General features: G+C 74.2%; 16 protein-coding genes. 7 read left to right on the forward strand and 9 right to left on the reverse strand.

The window, feature by feature from the left end; translation table 11 throughout:
• The 4 genes from glpK to GNZ18_RS11305 form a co-directional block, all read left to right on the forward strand.
• Positions 1-1,028, forward strand: a 1,028-nt coding sequence (gene glpK / locus GNZ18_RS11290) for a glycerol kinase GlpK (RefSeq protein ID WP_156216286.1), incomplete at its 5' end; no start/stop codon positions are given.
• 124 nt (positions 1,029-1,152) lie between these two features.
• Positions 1,153-2,019: a S1 family peptidase gene (locus tag GNZ18_RS11295; protein ID WP_156216287.1), complete on the forward strand. Its 867-nt coding sequence runs from the start codon at positions 1,153-1,155 to the stop codon at positions 2,017-2,019.
• Positions 2,020-2,231: 212 nt separating this feature from the next.
• Entirely contained in the window at positions 2,232-2,801 is a 570-nt protein-coding gene (locus GNZ18_RS11300; RefSeq protein ID WP_312874431.1) for a fluoride efflux transporter FluC, read from the forward strand.
• Positions 2,798-3,160: a fluoride efflux transporter FluC gene (locus tag GNZ18_RS11305; protein ID WP_214619601.1), complete on the forward strand. Its 363-nt coding sequence runs from the start codon at positions 2,798-2,800 to the stop codon at positions 3,158-3,160. The genes GNZ18_RS11300 and GNZ18_RS11305 overlap by 4 nt, the downstream gene beginning before the upstream one ends.
• Before the next feature lie 213 nt (positions 3,161-3,373).
• Here GNZ18_RS11305 and GNZ18_RS11310 read toward each other — a convergent pair whose 3' ends face one another.
• Entirely contained in the window at positions 3,374-4,858 is a 1,485-nt protein-coding gene (locus GNZ18_RS11310; RefSeq protein WP_216651244.1) for an MFS transporter, read from the reverse strand.
• 116 nt (positions 4,859-4,974) lie between these two features.
• On the opposite strand from GNZ18_RS11310, the gene GNZ18_RS11315 reads away from it, so the two are divergent.
• Complete coding sequence (locus tag GNZ18_RS11315) at positions 4,975-5,853, forward strand: helix-turn-helix transcriptional regulator (RefSeq protein WP_216651245.1); 879 nt, start codon at positions 4,975-4,977, stop codon at positions 5,851-5,853.
• Positions 5,854-5,990: 137 nt separating this feature from the next.
• On the opposite strand, the gene GNZ18_RS11320 is transcribed toward GNZ18_RS11315, so the two are convergent.
• On the reverse strand, positions 5,991-7,529 hold the full coding sequence (locus GNZ18_RS11320) for an aldehyde dehydrogenase family protein (protein WP_312874432.1): 1,539 nt from the start codon (positions 7,527-7,529) through the stop codon (positions 5,991-5,993).
• A 115-nt stretch (positions 7,530-7,644) separates the two neighbouring features.
• Between GNZ18_RS11320 and GNZ18_RS11325 the strand changes: the two genes are divergently transcribed.
• Complete coding sequence (locus GNZ18_RS11325) at positions 7,645-9,807, forward strand: thiamine pyrophosphate-dependent enzyme (RefSeq protein WP_156216291.1); 2,163 nt, start codon at positions 7,645-7,647, stop codon at positions 9,805-9,807.
• Positions 9,808-9,819: 12 nt separating this feature from the next.
• On the opposite strand, the gene GNZ18_RS11330 is transcribed toward GNZ18_RS11325, so the two are convergent.
• Together GNZ18_RS11330 and GNZ18_RS11335 are read right to left on the reverse strand one after the other, a co-directional pair.
• Positions 9,820-11,196, reverse strand: coding sequence for an NADP-dependent succinic semialdehyde dehydrogenase (locus GNZ18_RS11330; RefSeq protein ID WP_156216292.1), 1,377 nt, complete (start codon positions 11,194-11,196; stop codon positions 9,820-9,822).
• Between the two features lie 107 nt (positions 11,197-11,303).
• On the reverse strand, positions 11,304-12,329 hold the full coding sequence (locus GNZ18_RS11335; RefSeq protein ID WP_214619591.1) for a lactonase family protein: 1,026 nt from the start codon (positions 12,327-12,329) through the stop codon (positions 11,304-11,306).
• A gap of 318 nt (positions 12,330-12,647) precedes the next feature.
• Here GNZ18_RS11335 and pgi point away from each other — a divergent pair, with 318 nt between their 5' ends.
• Positions 12,648-14,279 (forward strand): glucose-6-phosphate isomerase, encoded by a 1,632-nt coding sequence (gene pgi, locus GNZ18_RS11340; protein ID WP_156216293.1) that lies wholly within the window; start codon positions 12,648-12,650, stop codon positions 14,277-14,279.
• A 57-nt stretch (positions 14,280-14,336) separates the two neighbouring features.
• On the opposite strand, the gene GNZ18_RS11345 is transcribed toward pgi, so the two are convergent.
• From GNZ18_RS11345 to GNZ18_RS11365, 5 genes are all read right to left on the reverse strand, one after another.
• A complete protein-coding gene (locus GNZ18_RS11345) occupies positions 14,337-14,594 on the reverse strand; it encodes an EF-hand domain-containing protein (RefSeq protein ID WP_156216294.1) in 258 nt (85 codons plus the stop codon).
• Between the two features lie 133 nt (positions 14,595-14,727).
• Positions 14,728-16,986: an Orn/Lys/Arg family decarboxylase gene (locus GNZ18_RS11350; protein ID WP_156216295.1), complete on the reverse strand. Its 2,259-nt coding sequence runs from the start codon at positions 16,984-16,986 to the stop codon at positions 14,728-14,730.
• 132 nt (positions 16,987-17,118) lie between these two features.
• Positions 17,119-17,877, reverse strand: coding sequence for a sugar isomerase domain-containing protein (locus GNZ18_RS11355; RefSeq protein ID WP_156216296.1), 759 nt, complete (start codon positions 17,875-17,877; stop codon positions 17,119-17,121).
• A complete protein-coding gene (locus GNZ18_RS11360) occupies positions 17,870-18,307 on the reverse strand; it encodes a PTS sugar transporter subunit IIA (protein ID WP_156216297.1) in 438 nt (145 codons plus the stop codon). Before GNZ18_RS11360 ends, GNZ18_RS11355 begins: the two co-directional genes overlap by 8 nt.
• Entirely contained in the window at positions 18,304-18,606 is a 303-nt protein-coding gene (locus tag GNZ18_RS11365; RefSeq protein WP_173390746.1) for a PTS sugar transporter subunit IIB, read from the reverse strand. The genes GNZ18_RS11360 and GNZ18_RS11365 overlap by 4 nt, the downstream gene beginning before the upstream one ends.
• Positions 18,607-18,647 lie beyond the last annotated feature (41 nt).

The raw sequence follows: 18,647 nt of genomic DNA on the forward strand, positions 1-18,647 counted from the left end.
CCATCGACACCTGGGTGCTGTGGAACCTGACCGGCGGCACCGACGGCGGGGTCCACGTCACCGACCCCACCAACGCCAGCCGCACCATGCTGATGGACCTGGAGACCCTGAAGTGGGACGAGGAACTCCTGTCCTTCTTCGGTATTCCCCGCGCGATGCTCCCCACCATCAAACCCTCCTCGGCGCCCGAACCGTACGGGGTCACCCGTCCCGATGTGCTGGGGGGCGAGGTGGTGTTGACGGGCATTCTGGGTGATCAGCAGGCGGCCACGGTGGGGCAGGTGTGCTTCGCGCCCGGCGAGGCCAAGAACACCTACGGCACCGGCAACTTCCTCCTGCTCAACACGGGGGAGGAGTTGGTGCGGTCCCAGGCGGGGATGCTCACGACGGTCTGCTACCAGTTCGGGCGGGAGCGGCCGGTGTTCGCGTTGGAGGGGTCGATCGCGGTGACGGGGTCGGCGGTGCAGTGGCTGCGCGACCAGCTGGGGATCATCTCCGGTGCCGCCCAGAGCGAGGACCTGGCCCGGCAGGTCACCGACAACGGCGGGGTGTACTTCGTGCCCGCCTTCTCCGGACTGTTCGCCCCCTACTGGCGCTCGGACGCCCGCGGCGCCATCGTCGGGCTCTCGCGCTACAACACCAACGCCCACCTGGCCCGCGCCACCCTGGAGGCCATCTGCTACCAGACCCGCGACGTGGTGGAGGCCATGGCCCGCGACTCCGGCGTCCACCTGGACGTCCTCAAGGTCGATGGCGGCGTCACCGCCAACGAACTGTGCATGCAACTCCAAGCCGACATCCTGGGCGTCCCGGTCTCCCGCCCCGTCGTCGCCGAGACCACCGCCCTGGGCGCCGCCTACGCCGCCGGACTGGCCACCGGCTTCTGGAGCACCACCGACGAACTCCGCACCAACTGGAACCAAGACAAACGCTGGCAACCCACCTGGACCGACACCCAACGCCAACACGGCTACGCGGGCTGGAGGAAAGCCGTGGAACGGACGTACGGCTGGGTGGACGTCGAATAGCCACAGCGGAGTCACCATTCCTCGGCGTGTCCTGTCCTTCTCCGGTGGCGGGTGATGTCCTAGCATCCGGCGGGACAGCGTCGTCCCGGCCGCGCGTCGGCGCCGGCCCGCCGAGAGGAATCGCATGACCAGACGACTCGCAGGAGCCGCGCTCGCCGTCGCCGCCGGCGCGGCGGTGCTCGGCGCCGCCGGGACGGGCGCGGCCCAGGCCGGCCAGGGCGGCCAGGCCGACCAGGGTGGGCGCGGGAAGGTCGACTTCACCGGCATCGTGGCGCTGGACAACTGCTCGGGCTCGCTCGTGCGCGGCCCGCGCTCCCGCGACGGCGACGCCGCGCTGGTGATGACCAACGGCCACTGCCTGGAGTCCGGCATGCCGAAGGCGGGCCAGGTCATCGTCGGGCAGCCGTCCGGCCGGACGTTCACGCTCCTCTCCCCGGACGGGCAGCGCGACCTCGGCACGCTCAAGGCGACCCGGGTCGAGTACGCCACGATGACCGACACCGACGTCACGCTCTACCGGCTGGACACCACCTACGCCGCCATCCAGCGCCAGTACCGCATCCCGGCGCTGCGGCTGTCGACGTCCCGGCCGCACGACGGCACCGAGATCCGCATCGTGTCCGGGTACTGGCACAAGATCTACGGCTGCAAGACCGACGCGACGATCCACCGGCTGCGCGAGGGCGAGTGGACCTGGAAGAACTCCATCCGCTACGCGCCCCAGTGCCAGACGATCCACGGGACGTCCGGCTCGCCGATCATCGACGTCCGGACCCGCCGGATGGTCGGCATCAACAACACCGGCAACGACGACGGCGAGCGCTGCACGCTCAACAACCCGTGCGAGGTCGACCGGAAGGGCAGGATCACCGTCCGCAAGGGCATCCACTACGGGCAGCAGACCTACCTGCTGGCCCGCTGCCTCGGCAAGGGCAACCGCGTCGTGCTGGGCAGGCACTGCGCGCTGCCGAGGCCGGCCGCCAAGCACTGACGGCACACGGCCGGCGCCCCGGACCGAGGGCGCCGGCGCCGGGCACGACCGGCCCGGCCGGGCGGACGGGGTGATCGATACACTGGTCGCCGGCCCGACGGACGAGGGCCGCGGCGGCGAGGTCCGCCGTCCCCGGCCGGACGGGGGGACCGGGGAGCCGGCCGCGGGCGGTCCCCGCCGGTGACGAAGATCCCCGCTGGCAGGAGTGCCCCGTGTCCGAGCGAGCCCCCGACGGCGCCTTCGACGAGGGCGGTGGCGACGACGGCCTCTCGGCCGCGGAGTCCGGCCCGCTCGTCGACCCCGACGTCGACCTGCACGTCCCCCGGCAGCGCTTCGAGCTGCACCGCGCGCCGTGGTCGACGCTCGCCGCGATCTCGGTGGGCGGGATCATCGGCGCGCTGTCGCGCTACGAGCTGACCGACGCCTTCCCCTACGGGCCCGGGGACTTCCCCTGGCCGGTCTTCGGGATCAACGTCGGCGGCTGCCTGCTGATCGGGGTGCTGATGGTGCTGATCACCGAGGTGCGGCGGGCGCACCACCTGGTGCGGCCGTTCCTCGGCGTCGGGGTCCTGGGCGGCTTCACGACGTTCTCCACCTACGTCGTGGACATCCAGCGGGCCGTGGACGCCGACGCCGCCGCGACCGCGCTCGGCTACCTCGCCGCGACGCTCGTCGCCGCGCTCGCCGCGACGACCGCCGGGCTGCGGCTGACCCGCGCGCTCGCCCGGCCCCGCGCGGGCGGCGCCGCGCCCGAGGCCGCCGGGGCGGGGGAGCGGCCGTGACGATCCTGCTGGTCGCGCTCGGCGCGGCGCTCGGCGCGCCGGTCCGCTACCTCACCGACCGGGCCGTGCAGGCCCGGCACGACTCGGAGTTCCCCTGGGGGACGCTCACCGTCAACGTCGCGGGGTCGGCGCTGCTGGGGTTCCTCGTGGCGCTCCCGGCGGACGGCGGCGTCATGTCCTTCGCCGGGACGGGCCTGTGCGGCGCGCTCAGCACCTACTCCACGTTCGGATACGAGACCGTGCGCCTCGTCGAGGACGGGGCGCGCTTCTACTCCGTGGCCAACGTCGCCGCGAGCATCGCGGCGGGGCTCGGCGCCGCCTACTGCGGCATGACCGTCGCGGCGGCCGTCACCGGCTGACGGCGGGCCGCCGCGAGCCCCTGCGGCGGAAAGCGTGGCGCGGCCCAGGCTCGCAGTCCTGAGCACCTGGCTCCGAGCTCGCGAGTGGGCCGCGCCGTGACTCTGCCCATGCCCCGGTTCGAGTAAACCGGTAGGTATCGTCACTGTCCCCCCGGCGCCAGGGTGGTGCGGCGCCGGGGCGGACGGTGCTCCGTCGCCCCCCCGCCGACCGCCCTAGCGGGCGAGGTCCACCGCCGGGCCCTCGGCGGCGGGCGCGGGGCGGGCGGGGCGGTCGGTCCGCCCGCGCGCCAGGATGATCCCGAGCACGATGCCGATCAGGATCGACCCGGCGAGGGCCCAGCCGGTGCCGTACTCGGCGTGCCGGGTCGAGCCGCTGTCCTCGGTCAGGGTGAGGAACAGCGTCCCGACCGTGGCGACGCCGACGACCTGGCCGAGCTGCATGAGCGTCAGCAGCAGCCCGCTGGCGTCCGAGGCGTCCTCGGCCGGGACGTTCGAGAGCGCGACCGTCATGCCGATCGGCAGGACGCCGAGCCCGAACCCGATGGCCGCGGTCAGCAGCTCGTAGGCCACGCCGCCGCCGGCCAGCGGGCCGACGCACAGGTAGCCCAGCGCCGCGATCGTGAACCCGATCGGGATGGCGGGGCGGTGCCAGCGGGCGGGCAGCCGCTGCCAGGTCAGGCCGACCGCGCCGAACGCGGCGACGCACGGCACGAACGCGAGCCCCGACTCCAGCGGCGACATGTCGAGGTCGCCCTGGAGGTGCAGCGTCGTGGTGAACAGGAACGAGCCCCACGTGCCCGGCCCGAACACGAGGACCGCGCAGGCCACGGGCAGCTTCGGCGCGCGCAGCACCCGTCCCGAGATGAGGGGGCGCAGGCCGCGGGACGCGACGCCGCGCTCCACGGCGACGAACGCGCCGAGGAAGACCGCGCTCGCGGCGAGCGACACCCAGCCCCACAGCGGCCAGCCGAACTCGTGGCCGAGGATCAGCGGCACCACCAGCAGCAGCACCGCCGGGATCAGCGTGGCCAGCCCGGGGAGGTCCAGGGCCCGCACGACCGAGCCGCCCTCCCGCGACGGCTCCGGCCGGGGCAGCACGCGGGGCCCCGCGAGCAGCAGCGCGACGCCGATCGGCACGTTCACCAGGAAGACCGTCCGCCAGCCGCTGCCGAACAGGTCCGCGCTGACCAGCAGGCCGCCCGCCACCTGCCCGATGACGACGCCGCCGGCGATGATGGCCGTGTAGAAGCCGAGCGCGCGCGCCCGTGCCGCGCCGGCGTAGTTGCGCTGGATCATCGACATCACCTGCGGCGTCATGAGCGCCGCGCCGACGCCCTGCAGGAAGCGGAACGCGACCAGCGTCCAGGTGGACGGCGCGAGCCCGCAGGCCAGCGAGGTCACCGTGAAGACCGCGAGGCCGAGGTGGTAGGCGCGGCCGTGGCCGATGATGTCGCCGATCCTGGCTCCCGTGATCAGCAGGACGGCGTAGGAGATGACGTATCCGGCCACGATGAGCTGGATGCCGGCGCCGGAGGCGTGCAGGTCGGCGCGCATGGTCGGCAGGGCCACGTTGACGATGTTGACGTCGAGGATGGCCATGAACTGCCCGAGCAGGATGAGGGCCAGCATGAGGCCGCCGGGCCCGCTCCGCGTCCCCCGGTCGGGAACAATCCCGGGCGGATCGGTTGTCTGAGTCATACGGGTCATCCTCCTTGAGGTTCGATACCGGTAACGAGAGCCCGCTTATACTGGTACTGACAGCACCTGGAACGTGCGGCCACCGCGCGTGAGGCCCTGGGGGCGTGATGACCGGCATGAGCACCGCCGAGGAGACCACCGGGCGGGAGCGCCGCGGCGAGCTCGGCGCCTTCCTGCGCAGCCGCCGCGAGCGGATCACCCCGGCCGACGTCGGCATGCCCGCCGGCCCGCGCCGCCGCACGCCCGGCCTGCGCCGCGAGGAGGTCGCCCAGCTCGCGGGGGTCGGCGTCACCTGGTACACGTGGCTGGAGCAGGGCCGTCCGATCAAGGTGAGCACCCAGGTGCTGGACGCCGTGGCCCGCACGCTGCGGCTGGACGGCACCGAGCACGAGCACCTGTACCGGCTGGCCGAGGTCCCGACGGCCACCCTGTCCGATACGGTCGGCACCCCGCTCCCCCCCGACGTCCAGACGATCCTGGACGGCCTGCTCCCGCTGCCCGCGGTGGTGTCCAACGGCCGCTGCGACGTCCTCGCGTGGAACGCCGCCTACGCGGCGCTCTTCCCGCGCGTGGTGCGGGCGACCGGGTGCGAGCGCAACTCGATGTGGATGATGTTCACGCTGCCGCCGTGCTGCAACCCGGTCGTGAACTGGGAGGAGGAGACGCCGATCCACGTCGCGGTGTTCCGGCACCGCTACATCAGGCACCTCGGCGAGCCGGGCTGGAAGGAGCTGGTCGAGCGGCTCCAGGCGGTCAGCCCGGAGTTCGCGCGGCTGTGGGCGGCCTCGCACGACGTCGCGATCCCCGGGCAGCGGACCAAGGTGTTCCGGCACCACGCCGGCGGAGAGATCCGCACCCGCACCACGAACCTGGAGATCACCGCCTCACCCGGGGTCCGGGTCGTGGTCTACGTGCCGACCGACGAGGAGAGCCGCGACCGGATCGGCTGGCTGCTCGCCAACCCCGAGGCCGCCGCCCCCGACCACACCCACTGACGGTGCGCCCCGTCTCCCGGCCGAGCCGATCGCGGTCATCGCGGTCATCCTGGTCCTCCCTCTGCCGTCGATGACCCCGACGCTACGGACGTTCCGGACCCCCGGCGATTACCTCGGAGGTAGCCGCGAGCGGTGCGCTAGAGGCGGAAGGCGAGGTCGGGCTCGACCTCCGGGACGTCCATCTGCGCCTTCTGCAACCGCCCGGAGTAGTCCCAGTTCATCGACTGCCAGCGGGTGAACTGGTCCAGCACCCACACGCCCGACTGGCGGCTCCCGTTGCCCGACCGCCCGTTCCCGCCGAACGGCAGGTGCGCCTCGGCGCCCGAGGTGGAGTTGTTCACGCTGACCATCCCCGCCGAGACCCGCCGCCGGAACGCGAACACCTTCGCCGGGTCGGTGGTGTAGATCGACGCCGACAGCCCGTAGCCCGGCGCGTTCGCCAGCGCGACTGCCTCGTCCAGCGTCCGGTAGGAGGCGACGCCGACGACCGGCCCGAACGTCTCGTGCGCGAACAGGTCGTCGCCGGGGCCGACGCCGTCCACGATCACCGGGTGGTAGTACAGGCCGTCCGCCGGGTCGCCCGCGAAGCCCGCTCGCGGGTTCGCGGCCGTGATCCGGCCCGTCCCGGACGAGCCGTGCACGGTGTGGTCGGGCCCGATCCAGCCGAGGACCCGCTCGAAGCCGTCCGCGAACCGCTGGTCGATCAGCGGCCCGAACAGCACGTCGCCGGACGGGTCGCCCACGGTGGCCGCGCGCGCCGCCTCGTCCAGCAGCCGGACGAACTCCGCGTGCGCCGACTCGTGCACGATCGCCGTGCCGAGGGAGGTGCAGCGCTGCCCGGCCGTCCCGAACCCGGAGAACAGCGCGCCCTCGACGGCCAGCGGGAGGTCGGCGTCCTCGGTGACGACCATCGGGTTCTTGCCGCCCAGCTCCAGGCACGGCGTCTGGAGGTGGCGGCCGCACAGCGCGCCGATCCGCGACCCGACCTCGGTGGAGCCGGTGAAGCCCACCTTGCCGACGAGCCCCGCCTCCAGCGCCAGCTCCAGGCCCCGGAACGTCTCGGGGCCGTCGGCGTACACGACGTTGAGGACGCCGTCCGGGATCCCCGCATGGGCGACGAGCTGATAGAACGCCTCCGCGCACGCCGCCGCGTACTCGGCGGGCTTCCACACGACCGTGTTCCCGCACAGCAGCGCCGGGACGATGTACCAGGACGGCACGGCGACGGGGAAGTTCCCGGCCGTGATCACGGTGACGACCCCCACCGGGTCGCGGAAGGTCAGGAGCTGCTTGTCCGGCATCTCCGACGGGACGGTCCGCCCGTACAGCCGCCGCCCCTCCCCGGCGAAGAACGCGCAGGTGTCGGCGATCTCCTGCACCTCGCCGAGCGCCTCGGCGTAGGGCTTGCCGACCTCCCGGGTGACGACGCGGGCGAGGGCCTCCTTGTTGGCCTCGACGAGGCGTCCGAGCGCCGCGACGGCCTGCCCCCGGACGGGCGGCGGGACGTCGCGCCAGGCGTCCTGCGCGGCGCGGGCGGCGCGGCACGCCGCGACCAGGTCGTCGGCCCCGGCCAGGGCCACGTCGGCGACCACCTCCGACACGCGGGCGGGGTCGACGGAACGGTATGAGCGCGGCCCGGCCGGGATGCGGGAGCCGCCGATGACGGAGGTGAGCACGGACTCAAGCTTGGCCGGTCCGCCGCGTCTCCGCCAAGCGGGCCGGATGCTTGGCATCGCGGGCGAGGTGTCCGATGCTCGACACCGCACCCCTTCCACCGAGGCAGGAGGCCGCATGGCAGCCCGCGACGCCGAGCCCGCCGACGTCCACTTCCTGGAGCGGGCCGAGTCGCTCCGGCCCTCCGGCGCGTCCCGCCCGCCGGGGCCGCTCACCGGGGAGCGCCTCCTGGAGCTGTTCGACGCGCAGCTCGGCAGCCGCCACCTCGACCTCGCCGCGAGGTGGCTGCGGGCGGGCGGCCACGGGTTCTACACGATCGGCTCGTCCGGGCACGAGGGCGACGCGGCCGTCGCGGCCGCGCTCCGCCCGGACGACCCGGCGCTCCTGCACTACCGCTCGGGCGCGTTCTTCCTGGAGCGCGCCCGTCAGGTGCCGGGGCGGGACGCGCTGCGCGACGTCCTGCTGGGCGTGGTCGCCGCCGCCGAGGACCCGATCTCCGGCGGGCGGCACAAGGTGTTCGGCGCCGACCGGCTCCACGTCATCCCGCAGACGTCCACGATCGCCTCGCACCTCCCGCGCGCGCTCGGCGTCGCGTTCGCGATCGGACGCGCCGTCCGCCTCGGCGTCGAGCCGCCCTGGCCGCGCGACGCGCTGGCCGTGTGCGGGTTCGGGGACGCCTCCGCCAACCACTCCACCGCGGCCGGCGCCGTCAACGCGGCCGTGAACTGCGGCCACCAGGGCGTGCCGATGCCGCTGCTCCTCGTCTGCGAGGACAACGGCATCGGCATCAGCGTCCGCACCCCGCCGGGGTGGATCGAGGCCGCCTACGGCTCGCGGCCGGGCCTCGCCTACTTCCACGCCGACGGCGGTGACCTGGAGGAGGTCTACAGCGTCGCCCGTGACGCGGCGGCCTGGGTTCGGGAGAGGCGCCGTCCGGCGTTCCTGCACCTGCGCACCGTCCGGTTGATGGGGCACGCGGGCTCCGACGTCGAATCGGCCTACCGGACCCAGGCGGAACTGGACGCCGACCTCGCCGCCGACCCGCTGCTGCGCACGGCGCGAACGCTCGTCGACCGGGGGCTGGCGACGGCGGACGATGTCGTCGGCCGCTACGAGGCCAAGCGCGCCGAGGTCATGGCCCTCGCTGCGGAGGTCGCGGACGCGCCGCGCCTGACCTCCGCGCGCGAGGTCATGGCCCCGCTCCCCGCCCCGCCGAGCGCCGACCCGTCAAGCGCCGAGCCACCCCCCGAGCAGCCCTCCGAGCCCGGCGGTGAGCGGCTGACGCTCGCGCGGGCGGTCAACCGGGCGCTCGCCGACCTGCTCGACGAGCGGCCCGAGGCGCTGGTGTTCGGCGAGGACGTCGCGCGCAAGGGCGGCGTGTACGGGGTCACGCGGGGGCTGCTGCGGCGCGCCGGCGCGGCGCGGGTGTTCGACACGATCCTGGACGAGCAGTCGATCCTCGGCCTCGCGCTGGGTCTCGCGACGGCGGGACTGCTGCCGGTCCCGGAGATCCAGTACCTCGCCTACCTGCACAACGCCGCCGACCAGCTCCGCGGCGAGGCGGCCACGCTGCCGTTCTTCTCCGCGGGCCGCTACCGCAACCCGATGGTGGTGCGCATCGCCGCCTACGCCTACCAGAAGGGGTTCGGCGGCCACTTCCACAACGACAACGCCGTCGCCGCGCTGCGCGACATCCCCGGCCTGGTCATCGCCTCGCCCGCGCGCCCCGACGACGCCGCCGGGATGCTGCGCGCCTGCGCGGACGCGGCGTCCGCGCACGGCCGGGTCTGCGTACTGCTGGAGCCGATCGCGCTCTACCACGTCCGCGACCTGCACGAGGACGGGGACGGCGGCTGGCTCGCCGCGCCCGGCCGGGACGCGGTGCCGCTCGGCCGCGCCCGCACCCACGGCGGCGGCGGCGACCTCACCATCGTCACGTTCGCGAACGGGCTGCGCATGAGCCTGCGCGCGGCCCGCCGGCTGGAGCGCCGCGGCGTCCGCTGCCGCGTCCTCGACCTGCGCTGGCTGGCGCCGCTGCCGGCGGCCGACCTGCTGCGCGAGGCCCGCGCGACCGGCGCCGTCCTGGTCGCCGACGAGACCCGCCGGACGGGCGGGGTGTCGGAGGCCGTCCTCACCGCGCTCACCGACGGAGGGTTCGCGGGCCGCGCGGCCCGCGTCACGAGCGAGGACAGCTTCGTGCCGCTCGGCGATGCCGCCCGGCACGTCCTGCTGTCGGAACGCGCGATCGAGGAGGCCGCGCTGGCCCTGCTCGACCGCTGAGCCACGACCGGCCTACTTGATCCAGACCGACTTGGCGTCGCAGAAGGCGTGGACGCCCTCCTGCGACAGCTCCCTCCCGTATCCGGACCGCTTCACGCCGCCGAACGGCAGCTCCGGGTAGGAGGTGGTCATGCCGTTGATGAAGACCTGCCCGGCGTCCAGCTCCCGGACGAACCGCTCCTGCTCGTCGGGCTCCCGCGTCCAGGCGTTCGAGCCGAGGCCGAAGCCGGTCGCGTTGGCCAGCTCGACCGCCTCCGACACGCCCCGGACCCGGAACAGCGACGCGACCGGCCCGAACACCTCCTCGTGGAACATGCGCATCTCGGGCGTCACGCCGGAGATCACGGTCGGCGGATAGAACCAGCCGGGACCGGCCGGGCGCTCGCCGCCGCACAGCACCGTGGCGCCCTTGCCGACGGCGTCGGCGACCAGGGCCTCGACGTCGGCGCGGCCCTGCTCGCTGGCCAGCGGCCCCACGTCGGTGCCCTCGTCCATCGGGTCGCCGACGGTCCGGTCGCGCATGGCCTCGACGAACCGCCGCTCGAACTCGTCCGCGACACCGATGTCGGCGATGAAGCGCTTGGCGGAGATGCAGCTCTGCCCGTTGTTCAGGCAGCGGGACGTGGCCGCCGCCTCCGCCGCCGCCGCGACGTCGGCCGAGGGCATCACCACGAACGGGTCGCTGCCGCCGAGCTCCAGCACCGTCGGCTTGACCTCGTCCCCGGCGATCGCGGCGACCGACCGCCCGGCGGGCTCGCTGCCGGTGAGCGTCGCGGCCCGCACCCGCGGGTCGCGCAGCACCCGCTCGACCTGCCGCGACCCGATGAGCAGCGTCTGGAACACGCCCTCGGGGAACCCCGCCCGGCGGAACAGGTCCTCCAGGAACAGCGCCGTGCGCGGGACGTTCGAGGCGTGCTTCAGCAGCCCCACGTTGCCCGCCATCAGCCCCGGCGCCGCGAACCTGATCACCTGCCAGAGCGGGAAGTTCCACGGCATGACCGCCAGCACGGGCCCGAGCGGCTGGTAGCGGACGTAGGCGCCCGACGCGCCCACGGCTTCCGCGTCGGCCGGGCGGTCGGCCAGGAACCCCTCCGCGTGCTCGGCGTAGTACCGGCACGCGTGCGCGCACTTGCGCGCCTCGGCCCTGGCCGCCGTGAACGTCTTGCCCATCTCGGCGGTCACCATGGCGCCGATCCGGTCGGCCTCCTCGTCCAGGATGTCGGCGGCGGCGCTCATCCACGCCGCCCGCCCCCCGACGGGCGTGAGGCGGTAGGACGCGAACGCCTCGGCGGCCCGCCCGACGTACCGGTCGACGGCGTCCTCGGAGAGCGCGTCGAAGGTCTGCTCCACCCGTTCCGTCGCGGGGTTGGTCGTCGCGATCGTTGTCATGTCCGATGCTCCCTGAGATGTCCGTTTCGACCCTCCGGGGCGTGCCCTTGGGGGCATCCGGGAAACACCGGCGGGTCCGCGCCGGAACCCCGGCGCGGACCCGATGCTCAGGCGGGGACGACGCAGACCGGGGACGGCACCTCCAGCGCCCCGGCGGGCGCCGGGAGGCCGTCCGCGCCGATCCGGAACGTGGCGACCAGCCCGCTCCGCTCGTTCGCGACGTGCATCCACGCGCCGTCGACGTGCAGGTCGCGGGGCCAGTGCCCGCCCGAGGCGATGTCCGCGACGGGCTTGAGCGCCGCGCCCTCGTCGAGCACGCGGTGCGTGGTGACCACGTCCGCGCCGCGCGTCGAGGTGTAGACGTGCCGGCCGTCGCCGCCGAGCTTGATCGCCCCGGCGAGCGACTCGCCGTCCGACCCCGCCGCGGTGGCGGGCGACTCGGCGACCGGTTCGAGCCGGGCGTAGCCGTCCGCGCCGCCGGCGGGGCGCAGCACGAGCACCGTGGCCGCCAGCTCGGTCAGCACGAACACGTGCCCGCTCGGGTGCACGGCCAGGTGCCGGGGCCCGCACCCCGCCGGGAGCCGGGTCTCCCCGGTGAGCCGCAGGCGCCCGTCCTCGATCCGGAACGAGCGGACGAGGTCGGCGCCGAGGTCGGTGGACAGGATCGTCCCGTCCGGGGCGGGGGCGGTCATGTGCGCGTGCGGGCCGTCCTGGCGGTCCTCGCGCGGGCCGGAGCCGTGGCCCTCGACGACGTCGGGCTCGCCGGTGAAGGCGCCGTCCGGGCCCAGCGGCACCGCCCGCACCGTCCCGGACCCGTAGTCGGCCACCAGCAGGTGCCCGCCGCCGGGCGACAGCGACAGATGGCAGGGGAGCGCCCCCGCCTCGCGCCTGCCGATCTCCCGGAGCCGCCCGCCCTCGACCGCGTACGCGAGGACGCCTCCCGCGTCCTCCTCCCGGACCGCGTAGAGGACGCGGCCGCCCGGACGCACCGCCAGATAGGACGGGCTCGCCGCCGCGCCCGCGAGCTCCGGGCCCTCCAGCGCGCCGTCCGCGCCTCGCCGCACGCGGTAGACGCCCTCACCGGCGCCCATCGCGCCCGTGTACGTGCCCACCCAGAACACCCGCTCGCCCACCCGGACTCTCCTCCCGACCGCGGAATGTGATCATTCCCGCCCCCGAGACGGGCGGCGGGCCACCGAGCCTAACGTCCCGGAGGCGCCGGGGGATTTCGCAGCTCAACGGCGTTCCTCCTGGTCAGCGGCGGCGTCGCGGGCATGGGCGGCCGACCGGGCGCGGCGCCTGAGACCTGACGATCCCGGCGGTTCCGCCCAGGGCGCGGGTGGGCTTTGGTACGGTCGCGCGCGGTCGACCTATGATCGCCGGTGGGGGACCGCGGAGCGCCCGGGGGACAGCGGCGCTCGCACGGCCCCGTCGAGGAGACGAGAGAGGCAATGGCTGATATCACCGAGGCGCCCGAGTGGTCTGCGCTCGCCGAGCACCAGGCGGTGCTGGCGGGGCGGCACCTGCGCGAGCTGTTCGCGGACGACCCGGGGCGCGCCGAGCGCATGACGGTCACCGCGGGGGACCTCCACCTGGACTACTCCAAGCACCGCGTCACCGCCGAGACGCTGGGGCTGCTGGTGTCGCTCGCCGAGCGCGCGGGGCTGCGCGAGCGGATCGAGGCGATGTTCTCCGGCGAGCACATCAACGTCAGCGAGGACCGCGCCGTCCTGCACACGGCGCTGCGGCTGCCGCCGGGCGAGCCGCTCACCGCGGACGGCCAGGACGTCGCCGCCGACGTGCACGCCGTCCTGGACCGGATGGCGGAGTTCGCGGGACGCGTCCGCGCGGGGGAGTGGACGGGTTTCACCGGCAAGCCGATCGCGACCGTCGTGAACATCGGCATCGGCGGGTCCGACCTCGGCCCCGCCATGGCCTACGAGGCGCTGCGCGACTTCGCCGACGCGGGGATCTCGTGCCGGTTCGTGTCCAACATCGACCCGGCCGACATCGTCGGGACGCTCGCGGACCTCGATCCCGAGCGGACGCTGTTCGTCATCAGCTCCAAGACGTTCGGGACGCTGGAGACCCTCACCAACGCCAAGGTCGCGCGGGAGTGGCTGGTCGGGCGGCTCGGCGACGAGAAGGCCGTGTCGCGGCACTTCGTCGCGGTGTCGACCAACGCCGAGCGGGTCGCGGCCTTCGGCATCGACACCGCCAACATGTTCGGGTTCTGGGACTGGGTCGGAGGCCGCTACTCCTTCGACGGCGCGATCGGGCTGTCCCTCATGGTCGCGATCGGCGGCGAGGCGTTCCGCGAGATGCTCGCCGGGTTCCGCCAGATCGACGAGCACTTCCGCAGCGCGCCGTTCGAGGCGAACATGCCCGTCCTGATGGGGCTGCTCGGCGTCTGGTACACCGACTTCTTCGGCGCGCAGACCCGCGCGGTGCTTCCCTACAGCCAGCGGCTGTCGCGCTTCCCCGCCTACCTCCAGCAGCTCACGATGGAGTCCAACGGCAAGTCGGTGCGGGCCGACGGCGTCCCCGTCGTCGCGCAGACCGGTGAGATCTTCTGGGGCGAGCCGGGCACGAACGGCCAGCACGCCTTCTACCAGCTCCTGCACCAGGGCACCCGGCTCGTGCCCGCCGACTTCATCGGCTTCGCCGAGCCGTTCGAGGACCGCGCGGGCATGCACGACCTGCTGACCGCCAACATGCTCGCGCAGACCTCCGCGCTGGCGTTCGGCAAGACCGCCGAGGAGATCGCCGCCGAGGGGACGCCCGCCGCGGTCGTCCCGCACAAGGTCATGCCGGGCAACCGGCCGACCAGCACGATCCTCGTGCCGAAGCTGACCCCCCGGACGCTCGGCGCGCTCGTCGCCCTCTACGAGCACATCGTGTTCGTCGAGGGGACGATCTGGGGCATCGACTCCTTCGACCAGTGGGGCGTGGAGCTCGGCAAGGTCATGGCGATGGACCTGGCGCCCGCGCTCACCTCCGAGGAGCCCCCGGCGCAGGCCCCCGACCCCTCCACGGCGGCGCTCGTCCGCCGCTACCGGCGGCTGCGCGGCCGGGCGGTCTGACGCGACGCGTGCGGACGGGGCCCGCCGGATCCGTCCGGCGGGCCCGGCCCGCGCCGTTCAGCTCCGCGCGCCGGGCAGCGGCCCGGAGGCCCAGCCCCGGACGTCCAGGGCCGCCCGGAACTCGCGGTAGGAGATGAAGCCGTCGCGGTTGGTGTCGGCCTGCTCGAACCTGTCCTGGGTCTCCGCCCGCGTCCAGGACAGCCCGAGGCTCTCCAGGACGAGCGTGAACTCCATGAGGTCGAGCCGGTCGTCGCCACCGAGGTCCGCGCGCCTGAACACGGCGAGAAGGTCGTCCTCGGTCGGCCTCGTGGTCATCTCAGTTCCCCGTTCTGGTCCGGTGTGCCCGCATCATCGCACGGCGAGCGGGCGGGTCCCACCGGAAACGCCGTCCGACCCGACCCGGTTCCCGGTCGTTCATCCCTCGCTTCCGGTTTGGGGCCGTGTCCGGTCACGTGACGACGCACTCGATCCGGTAGCGGCCGTCCTCGTCGCGGTGCGCGCCGTGGATGTCGGTGGCGAGGTAGGGGAAGGCGCGGTCGAAGGCCTCCAGGGCACGCAGGTAGCGCAGCACCGGCCCGTCGGCGGCCCCGGCGGCCTCGCCGGGCATCAGCATCGGGATCCCGGGCGGCGTGACGACGACGGTCGAGGCGCAGACCCGGCCCGCCAGCTCCTCCAGCGGGACCCGCTCGGTGCGGGAGCGGATCAGCGCCTGGTAGCACTCGGCGGGGGTCAGGACGGGTCGGGGCAGGTCGGTGAAGACCTGGTCGAGCAGCTCACCGAGGCGGGAGTCGCGCAGCCTCCCGTGGACCGCCTCGCAGAGCGCGCGCAGCGAGATCCCGGGCGGTCCGAACCCGGGCAGCGCCTCCGCCAGCGGTGCGCCGCCGTCGTAGGCGTTCTTGAAGTCGATGAGCGCGTCGATCAGCGTCCCCCACTTGCCCTTGGTGATGCCGATCGAGAACAGCACCAGCAGCGTGTGGTCGCCGGTCTTCTCCACGACGATGCCGCGCCGCTCCAGGTAGGCGGCCACGATCCGGGCGGGGATCCCCCACGGGGTGGTGCCGGCGACGGCGTCGGCGCCCGGGCAGGTGATCGTCACCTTGATCGGGTCGAGCGCGCACTGGCCGTCGTCGAGGCCGCCGAACCCGTGCCAGGCGGCGCCGGGCTCCAGCGTCCAGCAGCGCGGCTCGGTGGACAGCAGCGTGATGTCGGCGTCCTCGAACCGGGTCGTGCCGCCGGTCCGCGGGTCGGTCACCTCCGGCGGCTGCCAGACGCCGAAGAACCAGTCGGGGCGGGCGTCGTCCTCGCGGACGCGGCCGGCCAGCCGCACCATCGCCTGCCGGAAGCGGACCGCCTCGACGATCGCCTCGCCGGTGAGGAACGGGCCGGACGGGCCGTCCATCATCGCCGCCGCCACGTCCAGGGACGCGATCATCGGGTAGAGCGGCGAGGTGCTGGCGTGCATCAGGAACGTCTCGTTGAACCGCTCGTAGTCCACCGGCGCGCGCGGTGAGGAGCGCACGTGCAGCATCGACGCCTGCGACAGCGCCGCCAGCAGCTTGTGCGTGGACTGCGTGGCGAACACCGTCGGACGCTCCGGGCCGGGCAGCGACCGCTCGTCGACGGCCATGCCGTACCGGCGCTCGTACAGCGGGTTGAAGCGGGCGTAGGCGAACCACGCCTCGTCGAAGTGCACCCGCGGCACCGACGCGCCGAGCAGCGCCGCGACCTGGACGGCGTCGTAGCACAGCCCGTCGTAGGTCGAGTTGGTGATCACCGCGTACGCGGCGCCGGAGCCCGCCGCGCCCGCGCCGAACGGGTGGCCCGCCAGCCGGTCGGCGACGGCCGCCGCCGCCAGCGACCCGGCCGGGATGGGGCCCGCGAGCCCGAGCCCGTTGCGCTCCGGAACGAGGTAGACCGGGCGGGCGCCGCTGATGGCGAGGACGTGCTGGACGGACTTGTGGCAGTTGCGGTCCACCAGCGCCAGCTCGTCGCGGGCGACCGCGTGGTGCCCGACGATGCGGTTGGCGGTCGAGTTGCCGTTGACGACGAAGAACGTCCGCTCGGCGCCGAAGATCCGGGCGGCGTTGCGCTCGGCGTCGCCGATCGGGCCGGTGTGGTCCAGCGGCGACCCGAGCTCGGGGACCGAGATCGACAGATCGGTGCGCAGCAGCCGCTCGCCGTAGTAGTCGAAGAACGCCCGCCCCACCGGCGACTTCAGGAACGCCACCCCGCCGGCGTGGGCGGGGGTGTGCCAGGAGTAGCGGTGCCGGTCGTCCAGGCGCTGGAGCGCCTCGAAGAACGGCGGCAGGATCCGCTCGGCGTACTCCTGCGCCGCGTGCGCGACGCGCCCGGCGATGAAGTCGGGGGTGTCCTCCAGCAGGAAGACATAGCCCTGGATCACCTCGTACACCCACAGCGGGACGTCGCGGGCCTCCTGCTCGGCGGTCACGAGGAACACCGGGAGGCGGTGGAACCGCCCGCCCACCGCGGTCAGGACGTCCTCGGTGCCCGCCGCCCCCCAGCCCACCAGCGCCGCCGCCAGCATGGCGTCCGAGCGGACCACCGCCAGCGCGTCGGCGGCGCGGTGCGTCCAGCGGACGTGCAGCCCGTGCCCCTCCAGCGCGGCGCACAGGCGGCGGAGCTGCTCGGCGACCACCGAGTCGCCGTCCGGCGCCTCGTCGACGGCGACGAGGATCGTTCGTTGCATCGCGGGGCCTCCCGTCGCCCAGGGGCGGAGTTCCCGAACGGTAACAACCGGGCCGATCACCGAATAGTGCCTGAATGGCAACTAAAAGTAACCGTTGCGGGAGGAGGGTGGCGTGCGACGGTAAGCCCCCGTTTATTGCGACGTGTCCCGGCCGCCGGTCAGCTCGGGGATCCGCCCCCGGTAGCGGGCCAGGAGCGCCGCGTTCTCCTCGTCCCCGCCCGGGACGTTCGCGCTCGTCCAGCGGGGGAGCCGCATACCGCGCGCGGAGGCGAGGTCGTCGAGCTCGGCGAGGACGCGCGACCACGTGTAGGCGGCGAGGATCGTGGAGACCGCGGCGGTGCGCGGCGCGCCCGCCGGGTGCAGCGCGTCGCCCGGCGGGACGCGCGTGTCCAGCACGATCGCGGCGTGGTCGGCGAGGCTCGTCGGGGTCCGCGCCGCCGCCTCGCGCGAGGCCCGCGCCGAGGTCACCGCGATGACCGGCACGCCCCGCGCCGCGCACGCCTCCGCGACCTCGACCGGGTAGGGGTTGCGGCCGCTGGTGGAGAACACCACCGCGACGTCGGGCGGGGTGGGCGCGGCGGCCTCGACGACGCCCCGCCCGACCCCGCTCTCCCGCTCGACCCGCGTGCTGCGCAGGGCGTCGTCGAGCGGGAACACGCCGGGATGCCAGATCGGCCGGACCGCGGCGAGCCCGCCCGCGCGGTAGAAGGTCTCGCAGACCATCGCCAGCGAGTGGCCCGCGCCCGCGACGTGCACGATCCCGTCGGAGGCGACCGACTCCAGCAGCAGCGCGGCGGCCTCGCCGATCGCCGCGCCGGACACGGAGTCGAGGTCGTCCAGCAGGGTCCGCACCCGGTCGGGGAGCCGCTGCGCGCGGACGGTCTCAGTCATCGGGCAGCGCCTCCTTCAGCTCGCGGGCGAGGTCGTCCCGACCGGCGGCCGCGCGGAGCCGGTCGGCCAGGCCGCCCGACAGCGCGCGCGCCAGCGCGGCCAGCGTCCCGACGTGGACGTCGGGGTCCGGGGTGCAGAACGCCAGCAGCAGGTCCACCGGGTCGTTGTCGGGGTGGCCGAACTCCACCGGCGCGGCCAGCCGGGTCACGCCGACCCCGACGGCCAGGCCGCCCTCCTCCGGGCGGGCGTGGACGAGCGCCAGCCCCTTCGTCAGCACGATGTAGGGGCCGTTCTCCTCGACCACCCGCACGCACGCCTCCGGGTAGCCCTCACCCGCCGCGCCCGCATCGACCAGCGCGGACGCCGCGCTGACGACGGCCTCCCGCCAGTCGGCGGCGGCGACGCCGTCGGTCGCCACGGCGATCGTCATGACAGCCACCCCTGCTCGGTCAGGCGCTCGCGGAGCTGGACCTCCAGGCCCTCCTTGTCCAGGAAGTCGCTGATCGTGATCACCACCGGCGCCAGGTCGGCGATCTCGCTGGTGTGCATCCCCTGGCCGATCACCACGTCCGGCGTCATGCCGCGCGCCGTGGACACGTCGGTGTTCTCCACCCGCGCCTCTATGCCGAGCGCGCGCAGCGCGTCCTCGGCGGTCATCTTCAGCATCAGGCTGGAGCCCATGCCGACGCCGCAGACCGCGAGGATCTCCAGTTGCCGGTCCAGTGCCATATCGGGTCACTCCTTGTCGGTTTCGTTGACGTTCGGCCGGG

Origin of the sequence: Actinomadura litoris (assembly GCF_009733595.1) — a bacterium.
In the GTDB taxonomy this organism is placed as follows: domain Bacteria; phylum Actinomycetota; class Actinomycetes; order Streptosporangiales; family Streptosporangiaceae; genus Spirillospora; species Spirillospora litoris.